General features: G+C 63.1%; 18 protein-coding genes. All 18 read left to right on the top strand.

Annotated features, from left to right (window positions below; all coding sequences use genetic code 11):
• Positions 1-57: 57 nt before the first annotated feature.
• The 18 genes from ACZ5IQ_RS18030 (at position 58) to ACZ5IQ_RS17945 (ending at position 20032) form a co-directional block, all read left to right on the top strand.
• Positions 58-1056 carry an IS481 family transposase gene (locus ACZ5IQ_RS18030; RefSeq protein WP_212814951.1) on the top strand — a complete coding sequence of 333 codons (999 nt, stop codon included), beginning with the start codon at positions 58-60 and terminating at the stop codon, positions 1054-1056.
• 697 nt (positions 1057-1753) lie between these two features.
• Entirely contained in the window at positions 1754-2521 is a 768-nt protein-coding gene (locus tag ACZ5IQ_RS18025) for an MlaE family ABC transporter permease (protein ID WP_406775217.1), read from the top strand.
• Positions 2522-2553: 32 nt separating this feature from the next.
• On the top strand, positions 2554-3372 hold the full coding sequence (locus ACZ5IQ_RS18020) for an ABC transporter permease (RefSeq protein WP_406775223.1): 819 nt from the start codon (positions 2554-2556) through the stop codon (positions 3370-3372).
• 4 nt (positions 3373-3376) lie between these two features.
• A complete protein-coding gene (locus ACZ5IQ_RS18015) occupies positions 3377-4843 on the top strand; it encodes an MCE family protein (RefSeq protein WP_406775224.1) in 1467 nt (488 codons plus the stop codon).
• 44 nt (positions 4844-4887) lie between these two features.
• Complete coding sequence (locus tag ACZ5IQ_RS18010) at positions 4888-5916, top strand: MCE family protein (RefSeq protein WP_406775218.1); 1029 nt, start codon at positions 4888-4890, stop codon at positions 5914-5916.
• The gene (locus tag ACZ5IQ_RS18005; protein ID WP_406804862.1) at positions 5913-7223 is read left to right on the top strand and encodes an MCE family protein; all 1311 of its coding nucleotides are present in this window, start codon (positions 5913-5915) and stop codon (positions 7221-7223) included. Before ACZ5IQ_RS18010 ends, ACZ5IQ_RS18005 begins: the two co-directional genes overlap by 4 nt.
• On the top strand, positions 7223-8536 hold the full coding sequence (locus ACZ5IQ_RS18000) for an MCE family protein (RefSeq protein WP_406776256.1): 1314 nt from the start codon (positions 7223-7225) through the stop codon (positions 8534-8536). The genes ACZ5IQ_RS18005 and ACZ5IQ_RS18000 overlap by 1 nt, the downstream gene beginning before the upstream one ends.
• The gene (locus ACZ5IQ_RS17995) at positions 8533-9654 is read left to right on the top strand and encodes an MCE family protein (protein ID WP_406776255.1); all 1122 of its coding nucleotides are present in this window, start codon (positions 8533-8535) and stop codon (positions 9652-9654) included. The genes ACZ5IQ_RS18000 and ACZ5IQ_RS17995 overlap by 4 nt, the downstream gene beginning before the upstream one ends.
• A gap of 1 nt (position 9655) precedes the next feature.
• Positions 9656-11098 (top strand): MCE family protein, encoded by a 1443-nt coding sequence (locus ACZ5IQ_RS17990; RefSeq protein ID WP_406776254.1) that lies wholly within the window; start codon positions 9656-9658, stop codon positions 11096-11098.
• Between the two features lie 77 nt (positions 11099-11175).
• Positions 11176-11649: a mammalian cell entry protein gene (locus tag ACZ5IQ_RS17985; RefSeq protein ID WP_406776253.1), complete on the top strand. Its 474-nt coding sequence runs from the start codon at positions 11176-11178 to the stop codon at positions 11647-11649.
• Between the two features lie 31 nt (positions 11650-11680).
• Positions 11681-12259, top strand: coding sequence for a hypothetical protein (locus ACZ5IQ_RS17980; protein ID WP_406776252.1), 579 nt, complete (start codon positions 11681-11683; stop codon positions 12257-12259).
• A gap of 26 nt (positions 12260-12285) precedes the next feature.
• Positions 12286-12624: a DUF732 domain-containing protein gene (locus ACZ5IQ_RS17975; RefSeq protein ID WP_406776251.1), complete on the top strand. Its 339-nt coding sequence runs from the start codon at positions 12286-12288 to the stop codon at positions 12622-12624.
• The gene (locus ACZ5IQ_RS17970) at positions 12624-13097 is read left to right on the top strand and encodes a CAP domain-containing protein (RefSeq protein ID WP_406776258.1); all 474 of its coding nucleotides are present in this window, start codon (positions 12624-12626) and stop codon (positions 13095-13097) included. Before ACZ5IQ_RS17975 ends, ACZ5IQ_RS17970 begins: the two co-directional genes overlap by 1 nt.
• A 148-nt stretch (positions 13098-13245) precedes the next feature.
• Positions 13246-15627 (top strand): LuxR C-terminal-related transcriptional regulator, encoded by a 2382-nt coding sequence (locus ACZ5IQ_RS17965; protein ID WP_406776250.1) that lies wholly within the window; start codon positions 13246-13248, stop codon positions 15625-15627.
• 41 nt (positions 15628-15668) lie between these two features.
• Positions 15669-16136: a hypothetical protein gene (locus tag ACZ5IQ_RS17960; protein WP_406776249.1), complete on the top strand. Its 468-nt coding sequence runs from the start codon at positions 15669-15671 to the stop codon at positions 16134-16136.
• A 197-nt stretch (positions 16137-16333) separates the two neighbouring features.
• A complete protein-coding gene (gene istA / locus ACZ5IQ_RS17955) occupies positions 16334-17878 on the top strand; it encodes an IS21 family transposase (RefSeq protein WP_109558051.1) in 1545 nt (514 codons plus the stop codon).
• A 54-nt stretch (positions 17879-17932) separates the two neighbouring features.
• Complete coding sequence (istB, locus tag ACZ5IQ_RS17950; RefSeq protein ID WP_074360265.1) at positions 17933-18688, top strand: IS21-like element helper ATPase IstB; 756 nt, start codon at positions 17933-17935, stop codon at positions 18686-18688.
• 201 nt (positions 18689-18889) lie between these two features.
• On the top strand, positions 18890-20032 hold the full coding sequence (locus tag ACZ5IQ_RS17945; protein ID WP_464481484.1) for an LLM class flavin-dependent oxidoreductase: 1143 nt from the start codon (positions 18890-18892) through the stop codon (positions 20030-20032).
• Positions 20033-20034 lie beyond the last annotated feature (2 nt).

The following is a 20034-nucleotide window of genomic DNA, read 5'->3' as shown; positions in this document are numbered from 1 at the left end:
GCCTCCGGTTGTGAAGTGGAGCTGTCTAGGAACCGCTTCACCAACCAGGAGGCCTTCGTGTCCCACGCTAACGCTGCATTAACCCCGCGCGCACGATTGAAGCTCGCCGAGCTCATCATCGAGAAGGGCTGGACCTATACCGCTGCGGCCAAGATGTTCATGGTCGCGCCTCGAACCGCCAAGAAATGGGCCGATCGCTTTCGTACCGAAGGCTCTGCCGGCATGGTCGACCGTAGCTCGCGACCGCACCGGAGCCCCACCAAGACCAGCGACCAGGTCATGCGTCGGATCGTGGACCTGCGGTGGCGCAAGCGGCTCGGGCCCGTGCAGATCGCCGGACGACTGGGCATGCCGGCGTCCACGGTGCACGCTGTGCTGACCCGGTGCCGGATCAATCGGTTGTCCTACATCGACCGCGTAACTGGCGAACCGCTGCGCCGCTATGAGCACGATCATCCCGGTTCGCTGATCCACGTCGACGTCACCAAATTCGGCAACATCCCCGACGGCGGTGGGCACAAGTTCCTTAGCCGACAACAAGGCAAGCGCAACCGGCAGCTGACCGCGCATCGCACCGGTGAACGTGCCGACGATTATCGACCGCGAATTGGAATTGCGTTCCTGCACACAGTTATTGATGATCACTCTCGGGTTGCGTACGTCGAGATCCAGTCCGACGAGAAAGCGGCCACCGCGATCGGTGTGTTGCAGCGCGCGGTGGCCTGGTTCGCCGAACGCGGCGTCACGGTGGAACGAGTCCTCTCAGACAACGGGTCGGCTTACAAATCCTTGGCCTGGCGCGGTGCCTGCGCCGAACTGAACATCAGCCACAAGCGAACCCGGCCATACCGGCCCCAGACCAACGGCAAGATCGAGCGATTCCATCGCACGCTCGGGGACGGCTGGGCCTACGCCCGGTTCTACGAATCCACCGAACAACGCAACACAGCCCTACCGAGCTGGCTGCATTTCTACAATCACCACCGAGCCCACTCCGCCATCGGAGGCCGCCCACCGGTCACTCGGCTGACCAACGTCCCTGGACATCACACCTAGGTAGCGCTGGCAGTGCAGTACCGCTCACGGACGCTAACCCCGACCGGCCCACTCAAGGGAGCCTTAACGACGTTCATGCGCGTACGGCGGCAATCCGATCCACGCAGCGTCTAGTCCTATCTTATTGAAGCGCATCAGGGTTAACGTGCCAATGCCTTCCGATCCAGTTAGCTGCGGAGGCGATGCGCACCTGCCATAGTGTTCGATATAGCTCATGGTCAAGGCTGTACCGGCCAGGCCCGGACCCGGCTGATCGCGGTGGTATTCGACGTCGCGGATTCACTTGGGGCTTGGAGCGCGGGACACCGCAGGTCGACGGCGTATTTCCTGTCGGTGGTCTCCACGATGTGCAGGTGCACTAAGTCCACATCGCCGAGTTCGTCGACAAGCACTCGATTTGCCCGTCAACGGCTTCGGTCGTCCCGCAGTGTCAGCCGGATGCGATTGTCGCATCGAACCGCCCGGTGATCGGTGCGGACTTTGGCGTTGGTCGACATGAACAGCGCCGGCGACTCGATCTTCAAATGAGCTGTGCGACGCCGCAATGCGAGGCATTTGCCAACCCGGTCAAACCAAGCGGTCGCGATTTGACGGTTCAGCCAATGTTCCGGTCGATCGGGGTGCCTTAGGTTTGCTGCATCTGTCTGTGCGTCACGCGTCGTGGGGCGGATGCTTCAACTACGAGAGGGTGAGACCAATGATCGCGGTGGCCGATGTAGTCAAGCCTGCCTCGGCGCTTGGCGGATTCTTCGCAATGTCATTGGACACGTTTGTGCAGATGTTTCGGCCGCCGTGGGCTTGGCGGGAGTTTCTTAACCAGACCTGGTTTGTGGCACGCGTTTCGCTGCTGCCCACGGTGCTGTTGGCGATTCCGTTCGTTGTGCTGACCACATTCACCGTAAGTACGCTGCTTGTCGAAATCGGTGCAGCGGATTTCTCCGGTGCCGGTGCAGCACTGAGCACTCTGACTCAAACTGGACCCATCGTTACGGTTTTGGTCATCACTGGTGCCGGCGCGACTGCCATGTGCGCCGACCTCGGTGCCCGGACCATCCGCGAGGAGCTAGACGCGCTGCGGGTGCTCGGCATCGATCCGATCCAGGCGCTGGTGGTTCCGCGAGTCCTGGCAGCGACTGTGGTGGCGTTGCTGCTGGCGTCGGTAGTCACCGTCACTGGCCTGGTCGGCGGGTTCTTCTTCGCCGTGTACTTCCAGCACGTCACGCCAGGCGCCTTCGCGGCGGGACTGACCCTATTGGTAGGAACTCCCGACGTGCTGGTCTGCCTGGGCAAGGCTGTCGTCTTCGGGGTCGCGGCTGGACTCATCGCTTGTTACAAGGGAATTCATGTCGGGGGAGGGCCCCAAGGGGTCGGCAATGCCGTGAATGAGACTGTTGTCTTCACATTCATGGTGCTGTTCCTGGTCAACGTGATCGCGACAGCGGTCGGCGTCAAGGTGGCATTGTGAGCCCGTCGACTCCGAGCGGCCGCCAGTCGCGATTGCACACCATCGTCGCGAAGATCGCTGACGAGTGGAACCGTATCGGTTCTCAGGCCCAGTTCTACAGCCAGACAGTCCGCGGTATCGGCGACGCGTTCGTTCACTACAAAGTCGAACTTGTCCGGCTGATCGCCCAAATGAGCTTGGGTACAGGTGCTTTGGCAATTATCGGCGGATCGATAGCGATCGTCGGATTTCTGACTCTGTCCGGTGGTTCGCTGGTGGCAGTGCAGGTGTACAGCTATTTGCAGCAGATCGGCGTTGGCGCGCTCGCCGGGTTCTCCTCGGCGTACCTCAATGTGAGGCTGATCGCGCCACTGGTTGCTGGCGTCGGTCTGGCCGCCACGATCGGGGCTGGCGCCACCGCACAGCTCGGCGCCATGCGGATCAGCGAGGAGATCGATGCACTCGAGGTGATGGGTATCAGGTCAGTGGCATATCTGACGTCGACCCGGGTGGTCGCGGGGATCATAGTCGTGGTGCCGCTGTATTGCGTCTCAGTCCTGATGGCCTTTTTGGCAACACGTTTCGGCACGACCTACATCTACGGTCAGTCGACCGGAGTTTACGATCATTACTTCAACACGTTCCTCAACCCCACCGACTTGCTGTGGTCGTTCTTGCAGGCAGTTTCGATGGCGGTGGTGGTGATGCTGGTGCACACCTATTACGGCTTCACAGCATCCGGCGGTCCGGCCGGGGTAGGAGACGCCGTGGGTCGGGCCGTGCGTACATCGATGGTCGCGGCGGTCGCTGTCACTCTATTGGTATCGCTAGCCATTTATGGCCAGTCCGGCAACTTCCACTTGGCGGGTTAGCAGCATGCCGACTAGAGCTCGAGACCAGCGTATTCACCCCGCTTTGTGGACCCTCATCCTGGTTGGCGTGATCGGGTTGTTCGTGTACGTGACGATGGCGCAATTTGCCGGCAGCTTCACCCGATACGTTCCGGTGACCGTGACGTCGGATCGCGCAGGGCTGGTGATGGATGCCGGAGCTAGGGTCAAGTTGCGCGGGGTTCAGGTCGGCCGGGTTTCGGCGATTCAGGCCGATACGGGTGCGGAAGGCACCGCAGTGCGGCTGAGGCTCGAGCTTGACCCGGGCCAGGTCGGTCACATTCCCGCCAATGTCCGCGCCGAGATCCGGGCCACCACGCTGTTCGGTGCCAAGTACGTCGATCTCGTGATGCCGAAAAGTCCTAGTGTCCAACATATTTCATCAGGTGCGGTGATCCCGTCGGACAACGTCAGCACCGAGGTCAACACGGTCTTCCAGAATCTATACAACCTGCTCGGAGAAATCGATCCGGCCAAGCTCAACAGCACACTCACCGCGCTGGCTGACGGCCTGCGGGGGGAAGGCCAGGCGATCGGTCAGAGCATCACCGATTACGACGAGGTCCTCAAGGCGCTCAATCCTCGTGCCGACACGATCCGCGCCGGCTGGCAATCGCTGCGCGGGTACAGCCAGACGTATGGCGCCACGGTCCCCGACATTGTGTCGATCCTCGATTCGGTGACCACGACCAGTGCGGCCATCACCGACAACGCCCGAGCGCTCGATGCCTTGTTGCTCAACGTGACTGGATTGGCACATAGCGGAACCAGCCTGTTCGCTCCGAACAAGGAGAATTTCGTCACCGCCATCAACGCGCTGCAACCGACCACCAGTCTGCTGCTCAAGTACAACCCCGAGCTCACCTGTTTGATCGTTGGTGGAAAATACTATCTGGACCACGGTGGGTATCAGGCCGTCGGGGGCAACGGTAGGTCAACCATCATCGACGCCGCCCTTCTGCTCGGCGACGACCCGTACAAGTATCCGGACAACCTACCGGTCGTCGGAGCCAAGGGCGGTCCCGATGGCAAACCCGGCTGCGGCTCGCTACCTGACGTTGCCAAGAACTGGCCGGTGCGTCAGCTGGTCACCAACACCGGATGGGGAAGCGGCGTGGACTGGCGCCCTAACCCGGGTATCGGATTCCCCGGCTGGGCCAACTACTTCCCGGTAACCCGGGCAGTCCCCGAGCCGCCGAGTGTGCGAAATTCTGACGGCGGTCCAGCCCCCGGACCTATCCCGTATGCGGGCGCCCCGGCCTACGGCGCCCCGCTATATGCGCCCGACGGAAACCCGCTGTACCCGGGCTTGCCGCCGGCACCGCAGCCCGGCACACCACGCGAGCCGGGGCCGCCACCGCCCGGCACCGAACCTTTCACGGTGCTGAATCCCGCAGCGCTACAACCGACACCCCAGGCGCCGCCACCGACACCCGCTGTGCCATCACCGTGACGACGGCACTCTGTTGAACTACCGCATCGAAAGGCCCCACGATCGTGAGAGATAAACTGCCAGGCACTATCTGGCGTCTCACCGTGTTCCTGGCGGTCTGCCTGTTCTTCATGTTCGCGATGTTCGCGGTGTTCAGCCAGTTGCGCTTTGAGGACCAGCGGGTGTACCACGCAGCGTTCGCAAACGTATCGGGTCTCGAACGTGGGCGGTTCGTCCGGATCGGCGGTGTCGAGGTCGGTAAGGTCAAGGACATCGTCGTGCAACCCGACGCGACCGTACTGGTCACATTCGGCACCGACGACTCCGTCGTGCTGACCCGCGGCACCCACGCCGTCATCCGGTACGACGACTTGATCGGAGGCCGCTACCTCGCATTGGAGGAGGGCGCGGGCAGTCCACAGCGGCTCAATCCGGGCGACACCATCGCCTTGGCGAATACCTCGCCCGCGCTCGATCTCGACGCGCTGATCGGCGGCTTTCGGCCGCTGTTCCGCGCGCTGGACCCTGATCAGGTCAACGCCTTGACCAGTCAGCTGATCAGTGCTTTCGAGGGGCAGGGTGACACTATCTCCGGATTTTTCGAGCACGCCGCGACGTTGACCAACACGCTGGCCGATCGTGATCAACTGATCGGCCAGGTGATCGGCAATCTGAACACCGTGCTCGGCTCCCTGGGGGATCAGCGGAGCCAGTTCGCCAAAGCTGTCGACTCGCTGTCTCAATTGGTCACAACGCTGGCCGACCGCAAGCAGGACATCAGCAATGCGGTCGCGTACACCAATGCCGCCGCCGGGACTATCGCCGACCTGCTGGCCCGGTCGCGTCCACCGCTGCAGCAAGTCGTCCATGAAACCGACCGCACCGCAGGGCTTGTCGTCGCGGACAAGGATTACATGGACAACCTGCTCCGAACCTTGCCCGATAAGTACCAACTGCTGGCGCGCCAGGGCGTCTACGGCGACTTCTTCAGCTTCTACCTGTGCGACGCCGTGCTGAAGGTCAACGGCAAAGGGGGACAACCGGTCTACATCAAGGTGGCGGGTCAAGACAGTGGAAGGTGTGCGCCGAAATGAAGTCCTTCTCCGAACGGAATCCGTTGGTGCTGTGTGCCGTCGGTGTGGCCGGGACCGTCGGGATGGCACTTTTTGCGCTCAACTACGACAAGGTGCCTCTGATCAATCAGGACAAGAACTATTCGGCCTACTTCGCTGATGCGGCGGGCCTGATCCCCGGTGCTGCCGTGCAGGTTTCGGGATACCGGGTGGGCAAGGTGGACAGCCTTGGCCTAGACGGTCCCCGGGTCCTCGTGACGTTCAACTTGGACAAGGGCATCCACCTAGGCGACCGTACGGAGGCTTCAATCCAAACCAGGACCGTGCTCGGATCAAAGATTCTCGAGATCACGCCGCGTGGCGGCGGCCAGCAAAACGCTCCAATTCCGTTGGAACGCACCCGATCCCCCTACCAGCTTCCTGACGCGTTGGGGGATCTGACGTCGACGATCAGTGGGCTAAACACCGACCAGCTGTCTCAGGCATTGACAGTGCTGACCGATACCTTCAAGGACACGCCTGCTCCGCTGAAGGTGGCCGTGGCCGGGGTGGGCCGGTTCTCGGACACCCTCAACCAGCGCGACGCGCAACTTCGCAACCTGCTGGCCAATGCCAGAAAGGTGACCGGAGTATTGGCGGAGGACAGCGACAAGATCGTCGCTCTGGTGCAGTCCAGTAACGCTCTGCTGGTTCAGTTGCGTACTGAAAGTGCTGCAGTGGAACAGATCTCGAAAAACATTGCGGCGGTAACCGAACAGGTGCGCGGGCTGATCGGCGAACACCGGAACACGCTCAAGCCGGCGCTGGAGAAACTCAACGGCACGTTGGCCATCCTGGATCAGCACAAGGACCAAATCCAGTCGGCGATAAAGAAGCTCAACTCCTATGCGATGTCCCTCGGGGAGTCAGTCGCGTCCGGACCGTTCTTCAAGGCCTACCTGTCGAACCTGCTACCGGGGCAATTCGTCCAACCGTTCGTCGATGCCGCGTTCTCCGATTTGGGGTTGGACCCGCACGTTTTGGCACCGTCGGAGCGCACAGACCCTCAAGTGGGACAGCGCGCCACCCCGGCGCTACCCGTGCCCTACCCGCGTACCGGTCAGGGCGGTGAACCGCACCTCAATCTGCCTGACGCCATCACCGGTAAGCCCGGAGATCCACGGTATCCGTACCGGGAGCCGCTGACGCCACCGCCACCGGGTGGACCGCCGCCGGGACCGCCGGCAACGGCGCCGCCCGGACTTGAACCGGTTCCGGCGCCCACCAGCGCTCCGCTGCTGGCTCAGGATCCGGTCGAGGCGCCACATGTCAATGGCGGTGGGCAATGATGACCCGCAGCACCAAGCGCATCACCATTGCCGCAGGGCTCGCGGTCGCCCTCGTGGTCGGGCTGTTCATGGTTGTGAGAACTACAGCGAACGCACACCGCATCCATGTCGTTGGCTACTTCGCCAACAGCAACGGTGTTTACACCGGCGATGAAGTCCGCATCTTGGGCATCCCCGTCGGAACGATCGACCGCATCGAACCCCAACAACAGCGGGTGAAAATCTCTTTCTCTTATGACGCCAAGTATCAGGTGCCAGCCGATGCGAAAGCCGTTGTGCTGTCGCCCTCCCTGGTGTCGGTCCGGGCGATTCAGCTCACCCCGGCGTACACCGCGGGACGCGTGATGACCGACGGTGCCACAATTCCCCTGAACCGCACTGCGGTTCCGGTCGAGTGGGATGATCTGCGGGTCCAATTGCAGAAGCTGACCGAGTCGCTGCAACCGACGCAACCGGGTGGGGTCAGCCCGCTCGGCGCGTACGTGAACACCGCGGCCGAGAACCTACGCGGTGAGGGTCCGAGCATTCGGGACACTCTGATCAAGACTTCCCAGGTGTTTTCGGCGCTAGGCGATCACAGCGACGACATCTTCTCCACCGTAAAAAACATCTCCACGCTGGTGACCGCATTGAAAGACAGCCACGATGTGTTGCGGCGCCTCAACATCAATCTGGCGGACATCACGGGCCTGCTGGCACGCGATCCCGATCAGGTCGCTCACGCGCTGTCCGGCGTGAACTCCGTGGTGGGTGACCTACAGACGTTTGTCGCGGCGAACCGCGAGACGCTGGGCACCACGTCGGACAAACTCGCCGCAGTCACGTCGACGCTCAATGGCAGCCTCGATGACGTCAAACAGACGTTGCACACGCTGCCGACCGTGCTGCAAAACTTCGTCAACATCTATCAACCGTCGCAAGGCGCCCTCACCGGTGTGCTGGCATTGAACAACTTCGCAGACCCGATCTCGTTCCTGTGCGGCGCAATTCAGGCCGCCTCGCGCCTCGGTGCCGATCAGTCGGCCAAGCTATGTGTGCAGTATCTGGCGCCGATCGTGAAGAACCGGCAGTACAACTTCCTGCCGATCGGCGAGAACCTGTTTGTCGGACAATCCGCCCGGCCCAACGAAATCACATACAGCGAGGACTGGATGCGCCCCGATTACGTGCCGCCGGCACGTCCAGGTACCCCCGCGGCTCTGCCGCCGGCCGCGCCTAGTCAGGCACCGGCAGGTCCGCCGCTGCCAGCGGAGTCGGCCGATCCTGCCACCGGTCTACAGGGGTTGATGGCACCACCCGGAGGTGGCTCATGAGATGTCGCGCTGCTGCGGTGATCTCGCTCCTGGTGGTCGTGCTGTCAGGATGTCAATGGCGGGGCGTGAACTCGCTGCCGCTGCCCGGTACCGCCGGACATGGCGCCGGCTCGTTCACAATCCAGGTCGAACTGCCCGACGTCGACAACATCCAACGCAACTCGCGGGTCCGGGTCGGCGATGTCACCGTGGGCACCGTTACCAGAATCGATCGTCAGGGTTGGCACGCGTTGCTCACGCTCACGCTCGACGGCAGTGTGAACCTGCCCGCCAATGCGACGGCCAAGATCGGGCAGACGAGCTTGCTGGGCTCCAAGCATATTGAATTGGCTCGGCCGACGGCCACAGCTCCGGAGGGCCGTCTCCACGACGGTTCGCGGATCGCGCTCACCTCGGGGAGCTCCTATCCAACGACGGAAAAGACCCTGGCGGCAATGTCATTGGTGCTCAACGGTGGAGGCATCGGCCAACTCCAGGACATCACCCGAGCGCTGAGCACAGCATTCGCCGGCCGAGAGCAGCAGCTACGCAGCCTGCTGACTCAGCTCGACGAGTTCATCGCACACCTCGATGACCAAACCAGTGACATCATCGACGCGACCGCGGCGCTGAACAATCTGGCCGGCCAGGTGGCGAGCCAACAGCCGGTGCTGGACAAGGCGATTCGGACCGTGCCGGACGCACTTTGGGTGCTCAAGGACGAACGCGGCAAGCTGGCCGACGCGCTGGATGCGATCGGCAAATTCAGTGCGGTGGCGGCCGATTCGGTGAACAAGACCAAGGAAGACCTGGTCCGTGAACTGCAGGCCGTTGGCCCGGTACTGGCCTCGCTGGCCAACGCCGGACCGGATCTCACCAGATCACTGAGCTTCTTCGGCACCTTCCCGTGGCCCAACGAAACGCTTGAGAATTGGTTCCGCGGCGACTACGCCAACCTCACCGCAGTCATCGATCTCACCTTGAGTCGGATCGACGCGGGCCTGTTCACCGGGACGCGGTGGGAGGGCAAACTCACCGAGCTCGAGATGCAGTGGGGCCGAACCATCGGGCAGATGCCGAGCCCGTACACCGCGGGCAATCCACTTGTCGCGCCGTATCACTGGGATCAGGGGCACTGACATGCGAATGAACCGGAAGATCTGGATGCAACTGGCGGTGTTGTTCGTCGTCACCACAACAGCGTTCGTCGTCATGGCGATCGGGTATGTGCGACTGCCCAACCTGTTGTTCGGTATCGGGCACTACCAGGTCACTGTGCAATTGCCGGAGACCGCCGGTCTTTACGAACGGGCGAACGTCAGCTACCTGGGAACGGAGGTGGGGCAGGTCAAGTCGTTGGCGCTGACCGCGCGCGGGGTCGATGCTGTGCTGTCGCTGCGCTCGGACGTCAAGATCCCCTCCGATCTGGACGCGCAGGTGCACAGCACGTCGGCGGTCGGGGAGCAATACGTGGCGCTGCTGCCGCGGGCCGGACAGTCGGCACCCCTGCGCAACGGCGACGTCATCCCAGCCGACCGGACCACGGTTCCGCCGGATGTCAACGAGCTGTTGGACGCCACGAACAGAGGGCTGCGGGCGATACCCGGGGACAACCTGAAGACCGTGATCGACGAATCCGCCACTGCGGTTGGCGGGTTGGGGCCGGAGCTGTCCCGCATCGTCAAGGGATCAACCACTCTCGGCGCGGGCGCCCGTGCGCACCTCGATGACCTGACCAATGTCATCGACAACGGTGGACCGCTGCTCGATACCCAGACCGACACCGCAGATGCGGTGCAGGCGTGGGCCGCTCACCTGGCCCACGTGACCAAACAGATCAAGGACAGCGATCCCGCGGTGCGCGGGATATTGCAGCACGGCCCCGAGGCCGCGGACCAGGTACGCCAACTGTTCGACCGATTGCAGCCCACGTTGCCGATCATGCTGGCCAACCTTGCCAATATCGCGCCGGTCCTGGCCACCTACAACGCCAGCCTGGAACAGATTCTCGTGCTGCTGCCGGTTGGTACCGAGGCTGTGCAGGGCGTGACGCTCGCCAACAGGGATATGCCGCAGAAGTACCGGGGCGCCTATCTGAGCTTCAACCTCAACGTCAATCTGCCGCCGCCATGCACGACCGGGTTTCTGCCCATTCAGCAGCAGCGACAGGCGGTGTTGCAGGACGCCCCGAACCGGCCGGCGGGCGACGTGTACTGCCGCGTGCCGCAAGACTCGATGTTCAACGCCCGGGGAGCACGCAACCTGCCATGCATCACCCGCCCCGGCAAGCGGGCGCCGACCGTCAAAATGTGCGAGAGCGACCAGAACTATGTGCCGCTCAACGACGGCTTCAACTGGAAAGGCGACCCGAACGCCACGCTGTCAGGGCAGGACATCCCGCAACTGCCGCCGGATTCCGCGCCCGCGGCCAAACCACCGCCACCGATCGCGGCAGCTACCTACGACCCGGCCACCGGGAACTACGTCGGTCCCGACGGCAACGTGTACACCCAGGCCGATCTCGCCCAAACCGCACCTAAGGAGCAGACATGGCAGTCGATGTTGACGCCGTCGGCGAAGTAGCCGACACCGAAGTAGCCGACGAGGCAGAGCAATTGACGAATGAGGGAGACGTCGGGGCGTCCCAGCGGCGCCCGGGTATGCGCGCCCTGATCATCGGGGGCATAGTGACCGCCGCCGCTGCGGCCGGTGTCGTCGGCTGGCTCGGCGTCCAGTATCGCCACCAGGCACAGGATCAGCAGCGGCAGGAGCAATTCCTGCAGGCCGCGCGGCAGGGTGCGATCAACCTGACCACCATCGACTTCGCCGAGGCCGACGCCGATGTGCAACGCATCGTCGACGGGGCGACCGGTCCGTTCTACGACGATTTCCAGAAACGAGCGCAACCGTTCGTCGGCGTCGTGAAACAGGCCAAATCAAAATCGATCGGAACGGTGACGGCTGCGGGCCTGGCCTCCGTGCAGGGCGATGAGGCACAGGCGCTGGTCACCGTCTCGGTGAACACCACCAATGCCGGTGCGGCAGAGCAGAAGCCGCGACTGTGGCGGATGCGGATAGACATGCAACGGGTGAACGATGTGGTCAAGGTATCCAACGTCTCGTTCGTGCCATGACGCAGCAGTACATCTCACGAAAGGGGCAACGATGACCGAGACCGCGATAGCCGAACATGACCTCACGACCGACGACGAGCCGGTGGACGCCATCCCCACAGATCGGCCAGAAGTCGCGGCGAAGAAACGGAACTGGTATCGCGTCCTGGGTCTCGTGGTGCTGCCAGTCGTCGTCCTGGCGCTCGGTGTCGCCGCCGGGTACCTTAAATGGCTGAGCGGATCGGCAAGCGAATCCGCCCATGCCCGTGCGGAATCCGTGCAAGCGGCCACCGATAGCACCGTCGCGATGTTGTCGTACCGACCGGACACCGTCGAAAAGGACCTCGGCGCGGCCGAAGGCCGGTTGACCGGGACTTTCCGCGACTCCTACGCCAAATTGGTGCACGACGTCGTCATCCCCGGGGCCAAACAGCAGTCGATTTCCGCGGTCGCGACCGTGCCGGCAGCGGCCGTGGTCTCGACCACCCCGCGTCACGCGGTAGTGGTGGTCTTCGTTAACCAGACGACCATCGTGGGCAACGGGGCACCGACCAATACCGCCTCGAGCGTGCGGGTGACACTGGACAAGGTGGGATCGAGTTGGCTGGTCTCGGACTTCACACCCGTATGAGCGGGTCGGTATGCGGTCGGAAGTTGATGTCGAGTGCTGTTGCAGCAGCAGGGGCGTTCGTGCTGTCCCCGGCATCGCCTGGACACGCCGATGCGGTGGCATACCTAACCAACGTCACCCTTGGTCCGGGCTATTACTTCGCGAGCGCCGATGCGGCCCTGCAGTACGGCTACCGATTGTGCGACAAGGTGCGCCGCGGCGAACCGTACGCCCTCATCCTAGCGGCAGTGAAGGACGACGTCGGCGACCCCGGCGAATATCAGACCGCCTTCTTGCTCAACCAGGCTGTGAACGAACTTTGCCCGGCAGCAATCTGGCAGCTACGCAATTCAGCAGCTCACCACCGAGCTGGAGGAACGTCATGATGGTGAAAAAAGCGGTGGCAACAATGGTGCTCGCTGTCACCGCACTGACTGGGGCCGCTACTGCCGCTGCCGACAACCACCGACTCAACGACAGCGTCGCGGTAAATGTCTATACCGTGCAACACCACGCCGGGTGCACCAGCGAGCTACGGGTCGATCCGGCGCTACAACTGGCCGCCCAGTGGCAGGCCGTCGACATGCTGAACAATCGCGCGCTTGACGCTGATCTGGGATCTGACGGATCAACCACCCAAGATCGGGCACGTGCCGCCGGATTCCACGGCCGGGTCGCTCAGACTGTGGCGATCAATCCGGCGATGGCGATTACCGGAGTCGAGATCATGCGCCAATGGTTCAACGACCCAGCGGATCTCGCGATCATGTCGAACTGTGCCAACACTGCCATCGGGGTCTGGTCAGAGAATGCCCTGGACCGGACAGTAGTGGTTGCGGTCTACGGACAACCTGCCTGACTGATTGAGGCCCCTTGTGTCGAACGAAGTTGGCCACCGGCGACGCCTGCTACGTTGCGCATCGGTATGCCCTGGATCGTGACGAGCTGCGACGTCGGAACGATGACGCGGTACCCGTCCGTGACCGTCTGATCGGGCTAGAGTATTTATGGGCGCAAGGCCAGTAGCAGTGGAGGAGGCGTGTCCCTCGGTGCGCACAGATGTTCCCGGACCCACGTGGCCAGCAGGCGGCCGACGAGCGGTGCGGCGTAGCGGGATAACCACGTTGCCCGGGGAAGCAACTAGCTTCATCGGGCGCCGTGACGTGCTAACAGCGATCCGGTCCCGGATCGGGAGCGGAGCGCGGCTCGTTACGCTCGTCGGTATCGGTGGCATTGGCAAGAGCCGGGTCGTTGTCCAGGCGGCACGACAGTTGACGCCGGTGTTTCCCGACGGGGTCATCTACGTGGATCTGACCCAATTAAGACACCGTGAGCTCTTGGCCCAAGCGGTCTTGGATGCCGCGGGCATACCGCCGGCTGCCAGCGAAGAGGCAGCGGAATACTTGATCCGTAGCCTGGCTGGGAAAGCTGTACTTATCGTGCTCGACAACTGCGAGCACCTGCTTGCCGCGTGCGCGGAACTCGTAGCCCTGCTGTTGCGTCGAACGGCAGGGGTGGCGGTTCTGTCTACGAGTCGAATGCCACTCGGCACAACCGGCGAATGGTTAATCCCAGTGCAGCCGTTGGCCGTTAGCGGCCAAGACGCCGACGGTGTCGCGCTGTTCGTTGACCGGGTCCAGTCGGTGCAATCAGCCTTCGTCGTCGACGCCGCCAATATCGGACGGATCGAGGCGCTATGCGCGCGGTTGGATGGCCTTCCGCTAGCCATCGAACTCGCCGCGCGTCGGATGCGTGTACTGTCGCTCGACCAACTTATCGACCGTCTGGAGGACCGCTTCCGGATTCTGACGGAGGCTCCCAACGACGTGCCCGAACGACATCGCAGCCTGCGGGCGGTATTCGACTACAGCTATGAACAGTGTTCGCCTGACGAAAGTCGGCTGTGGGCACAGGCATCGGTATTCGTCGGTAGCATCAGCCTGGAGGCTCTGGAGGCGGTCTGTGTTCCAGACGGTCCGGTGACGGCACTAGATCTGGTTGACGGATTAGTCCAGCGGTCGATCCTGATTCGGTCGGAGTCCGTCAACGGCGCCCGTTACCGGATGCTGGAAAGTATCCGCGAATACGGAATCGACCGTCTGCATGACGAACTCGATACGGTGCAGTTGCGCCACCGGCATCGTGGTTACTTCTCTGAAGTCGCGCGGCGCGCCGAACGTCATTGGTTTGGACCGCGGCAAGCTGATTGGAGCGAGGAGCTCCGTTTAGAGCTGCCCAATCTGCGGGCTGCACTGGACTCATTTCTGAGCGATGGTGAGTGGGAGGCCGCCGCTGAGATGGTGGCCGATCTGTGGCCGTTCTGGCTGGCTCATGGACATTTGCACGAGGGTCGGATGTGGTTCCAGCGATCCCGCGTCGACGACTATCCAAGTCCCAAGACGATGTGGGTGTCGGCCTGGATTGACCTGCTTGAGGGCGATGTCGAGACATCGACCCGACGGCTGAAGATCAGCGTCGCCCTATCGCAGAAACTCGGGGACATTCGCTCGCTGGCGAATGCGACAGCGCTGCAGGGCGCCGTGGCGCTCGTTAAGGGCGACCTGGAAACCGGCGCATCGCTGTACGAGCGGTCACTCGAGATCAACGCCACAACCGACGACCCTGCCGGAAGGGCCTTCATATATCTGCAGCTGGGCGAGATTTACTGCGCCGCCGGAAGACCCGACGACGCACTAGTCTGCGCACAGAAGAGCCGCGAGCTTAGCGAACCTTTGGGTGAGCAGGCCTGCTCCTCCTATGCCATGTGGGTACAGGCACTCGCTATGCACATCAGCGGGGACAACTCGGCCGCGGAGGCAATGGCCAGCACGGCGATGCTGACGAAGTACCGGCTTCACGATCGTCTGGGCATGATGCTGCTCGCCGAGCTGCTCGCTTGGATCGCTGTGGATAACGGCGAATTTGACCGCGGTGCCGTGCTTTTAGGGGCGACATCGGAAATCTGGGTATCCGTGAGCAGCCAGTTGATGGGACTCGGCTCGCTGATCACACTCAGGGATCAGGCGATGGCGACGTTGCGTGGTGCTTTGGATGCGCCGGTGCTCGACACGGCCTGGCAGCGCGGAACAGGCATGGCTGAAGACGACATGATCAAAACCGCCATCAGGGGCGCGGGCAGTCCCGCGGCCGGCACCGAGGATGTGCCCTCGCCGAACACCCCGGTCTCGCCGCTCACCAAACGCGAAATCGAGGTCGCCCGGCTGATCGCTGAAGGACTCAGCAATCGCGAACTCGCGAGGCGGTTGGTGATTGGCCAGCGGACGGTGGAGACACACGTGACCAACATCCTGACCAAGGCGGGACTGGACCGTCGCGGACAGGTAGCAAAGTGGCTTGCCGACCAAGGCGTCCGTAGCGAATCGGTATAAGCACCGATGCTGGGTCCGCCCAGCGGGCGGACGATCGGTGAATGACACAGACACACAACGCGACGCTCCTGGTCATCGGGGAGGGAGCAGTTGTCGGTTTCACCCGGACCGAATGTCTTTCAGGGCTGTATCCATGTCCGATTGACGCAACAGACCTCCATACGGCCGCGCTCGTGGCCAGTCGTTTGGAGCCAGATTCCATGGGATGCGCACCGCTGTCACTACTGCGCGTGCACGCGCCCACGGAGGAGTTCACCGTTGATTCCAGTGCTCGGTCAATCCCGTTTGTGCGGAAGGCGCGGCTCCTGGCGGGCTTGATCGGCGATGCGGTACTGGCCGGCGTTGCGTCTGGTGCTGTGGTGAGCACCCGTGGTGATGAGTCGGCGCGAGCTGAGCTGCGCGATGAGATCGCCGCGTACTTGGAAGCAGCGGGATTCGGCGTAGCCCTTGAGATTCCGGGCTGGACCTTGTCTGTTGCGCCTACGCTCCGTGAGATCCGTACTGCGTAGGTAGTTGCCCGGATGTCAGCGGTCACGTATTTCCCCAGGTTTGAGGGGTTGTCCGTCACGTAATTCCCCACCCTGGCTGTCACGTAATTCCCCACCCTGGGCGGTGTGTCTGCCTGGTGTGGGCCTCGTTTACCGGTTCGCTCTGCATCCATCTGATGGTGGATGGAAGGGCGCTGATGGCGAGGAGAAGTATCGTGATGCTCGATTTGGTCGAGTTGTTCACCCACTGGCACGCGGGCCGTTCGCAGGTCCAGTTATCGGAGTCGCTGGGCATTGACCGCAAGACCGTCCGCAAATATTTGGCTCCGGCGGTCGCGGCGGGTATCGGCCCGGGTACGGAGCCGCTGACCGCGCCACAGTGGTCGGAGCTGATCGGCGGGTGGTTCCCGGAACTGTCCGATCCTGCGGCGCGGGCGCTGACCTGGCCGCTGATCGAACCGCACCGGGACCAGATCAAGACCTGGCTCGATGCCGATGTCACGATCGCCACGATCGCTCAGCGGTTGCGGGACGAGCATGCGGTAGCGGTGTCGGAGTCCTCGGTTCGGCGTTGGATCGCAACACATTTCGCGGAAGAGGTGGCACGAGCGAAGGTGACCGTGCCGCGCGGGCCGGTCGAGCCGGGCAGTGAAGCGCAGATCGACTACGGTCGCCTGGGCATGTGGTTCGATCCCGCGGTGGGCCGCCGGGTGGCGGTGTGGGCGTTCGTGATGGTGTTGGCGTGTTCGCGGCACCTGTTCGTGCGCCCGGTGATCCGGATGGACCAAACCACCTGGTGCGCTTGCCATGTCGCGGCGTTCGAGTTCTTCGGCGGGGTCCCGGCCCGGTTGGTGTGTGACAACCTCAAGACCGGGGTGGACAAACCCGACCTGTATGACCCGAAGATCAACCGCGCCTATGCCGAGCTGGCCACCCACTACGGCACCCTGATCGACCCGGCGCGGGCGTTCAAACCCAAAGACAAACCCCGCGTCGAACGGCCCATGCAATACATCCGGGATTCGTTCTGGCGCGGCCGCCAGTTCGACGGGCTGCCCGCGATGCAAACCGACGCCCAGCGCTGGAGCATCGAGGTGGCCGGGGCGAGGTCGTGTCGGGCACTGGAGGGCGCGCCGCCGTTGCGGGTGTTTGAAGCGATCGAAGCCAGCGCGTTGATCGGGTTGCCGCCCAGAGTATTTGAACTGTCCACCTGGTCGATCGGCACCGTCGGCACCGACGCGCACCTCAAGGTCGGCAAGGCGTTGTACTCGGTGCCGTGGCGGCTGATCGGGCAACGCCTGCATGCCCGCACCGCCGGCGACGTGGTACAGGTCTTTCACGCCGATGCGGTGGTGGCCATCCACGTGCGCCGCCCATCGGGGCGCTCGACCGACTTCGCCCATTACCCGCCGGAGAAGGTCGCGTTCGCGATGAAAACCCCGACCTGGTGCCGGCGCACCGCCGAACTGGTCGGCCCGGCCTGCGTCGCGGTGATCGCCGCGTTCATGGCCGACAACGCCATCCACCATCTGCGCGCCGCGCAAGGAGTGCTCGGGCTGCGCGACAAACACGGCTGCGACCGGTTGGAGGCCGCGTGCGCCCGCGCCATCGCCGTCGGTGACCCGTCCTACCGCACCATCAAAGGCATCCTGGCCGCCGGCACCGAACACGCCGGCGACGAACCGCCCGCCAGCACCGGCGCGGCGGGGGCGTTTCTGCGTGGCCCCGACCAGTTCGGCACCGATACCGGCATCATCGCCTGATCGTCACCAATTCCACACTGCTGCAACATAATCAACCTTCAAAGGAAGCCCACCATGTCTATCTGTGATCCGGCGCTACGCACCGCGCTGCGCACCCTGAAACTGTCCGGCATGCTCGACACCCTCGATGCCCGGCTCGCCCAAACCCGCGACGGCGGCCTCGGCCACCTCGAATTCCTGCAAGCCCTCTGTCAAGACGAGATCGCCCGCCGCGAATCCGCCGCTCTCACACGGCGATTGCGCCGCGCCAAGTTCGAAGAACAGGCCACCTTCGAAGACTTCGACTTCACCGCCAACCCGAAACTGCCCGCCGCGATGCTGCGCGACCTGGCCGCCCTGCGCTGGCTCGACGCCGGCGAATCAGTCATCCTCTACGGCCCCGTCGGCGTCGGCAAAACCCATGTGGCACAAGCACTCGGACATCACGTAGCCCGCCGCGGCGGGGACATCCGCTTCGTCAAATGCGCCCGCATGCTCGCCGACCTTGCCGGCGGACACGCCGACCGCACCATCGGCCAGCGCATGCGCGAGTACACCCGGCCCCTGGTACTGATCGTCGATGACTTCGCGATGCGTGAGCACACCACCACCCAATCCGACGATCTCTACGATCTGGTCTCCGACCGGGCCATCGCTGGCAAACCCCTCATCCTGACCAGCAACCGCGCCCCCAAAGACTGGTACCCGCTGTTCCCCAACCCCGTCGTGGCCGAATCCCTACTCGACCGACTGATCAACACCAGCCACCAAGTCCTCATGGACGGACCCAGCTACCGACCCCGGAAACGACCCGGCCGCACCACCACCTAGACAACGCCCGCCCCGACCGGTAAGACCAACACGAGGCCCACACCTGGGGAATTACGTGACAGCAACCCCTGGGGAATTACGTGACCGACGACACCCGGATGTATGCACCGCCCCCGGAATGAAAACTCGATCTAGTGGGGCTGGACAGCCACCGCCATCGAAAACCTACTGCGGCCATTGGAGTTAATCATGCGATTCGTGATGTTGACGGAGTGCGAGACCCAGACGGGCACCACCCACCACCGTCGGTATTGGGACATGGTGCAGGAGGCGGTCTTCGCCGAGGAGATGGGCTTTGATGCCTGGGGGACCTCAGAGCACCACTTTTTTGCCGACCTGGCAGTGACCCCGTCGCCGGAATGTCTGTTTACGGCAGTGGCCATGCGCACCAACCGGATTCGGCTGCGACACATGAGCCGGCTGATCTCGACCGTGCATCCGGTTCTGGTTGCCGAGCAGCTGGCGACGACGGACATCTTCTCCAATGGTCGCGTCGAGATGGCCACGGCACGCGGCAATACCCTGCTTCAGCTGGACGCGTTTGGGGTGTCGCTTGACGAAACAAAGGGCCGTTCCGAAGAAGCCTTGGACCTGATCGTGAGGGCACTGACCAACGAAACCTTCAGTCATGACGGCAAGTACTGGGGCAACATTCCCGAACGCTGTCTGACTCCCAAAGGAGTTCAGGAACCACACCCGCCGCTCTACAAGATCGTTCAGAGCGTGGAGTCGGCCGAGGACGCTGCCCGGAAAGGTCTCGGCATGGTGACGTGTGACTTGTACCTCGGCTGGGAGAACCTCGAACCGCAGATGAAGGCGTACTGGGGTGTTCCCGAATCCGAGATCAAGCCGGTGGGTGCCTATGCAGTGCGGTCGGCCGGCGCCTTCGCGATGACGGCAGTCTGCGCCGAGACCAACGACGAGGCCATGCGGCGAGCAGAACCCGGACTTCTGCGGGCGGCGCGCGCAATCATCAACGACATCTACGCGCAGCTGGCCGAACGCTCCGACAGCGGATACCACGGCTTCGAGCGGGTCAAGGAACTTCGGGATCATGTCGACGACGCGCGCTACCTTCGCGACCTGTCTCCGACGATCATGGTCGGCGACCCCGACCATTGCATCGAGCAGATCGCTCGGTACCAGGCGCTGGGCGCCGACGAGATCGTGTTGAAGATCGACGGCGACACCCACGCGAACATCATGAGCACCATCGAGTACTTCGGCCGGTATGTCATTCCGGTCTTCAAGAACTCGTCAGCGGTGGTCAACGCCGGCACGATCGGGGTGCTGCCGGGTGATCCGAACCAGAAGACCAGCTGGAAACTCGCCGAGGCGCGCTGACC

Source organism: Mycobacterium toneyamaense (assembly GCF_055384815.1).
This window is presented reverse-complemented; position numbering and strand designations above follow the sequence as displayed.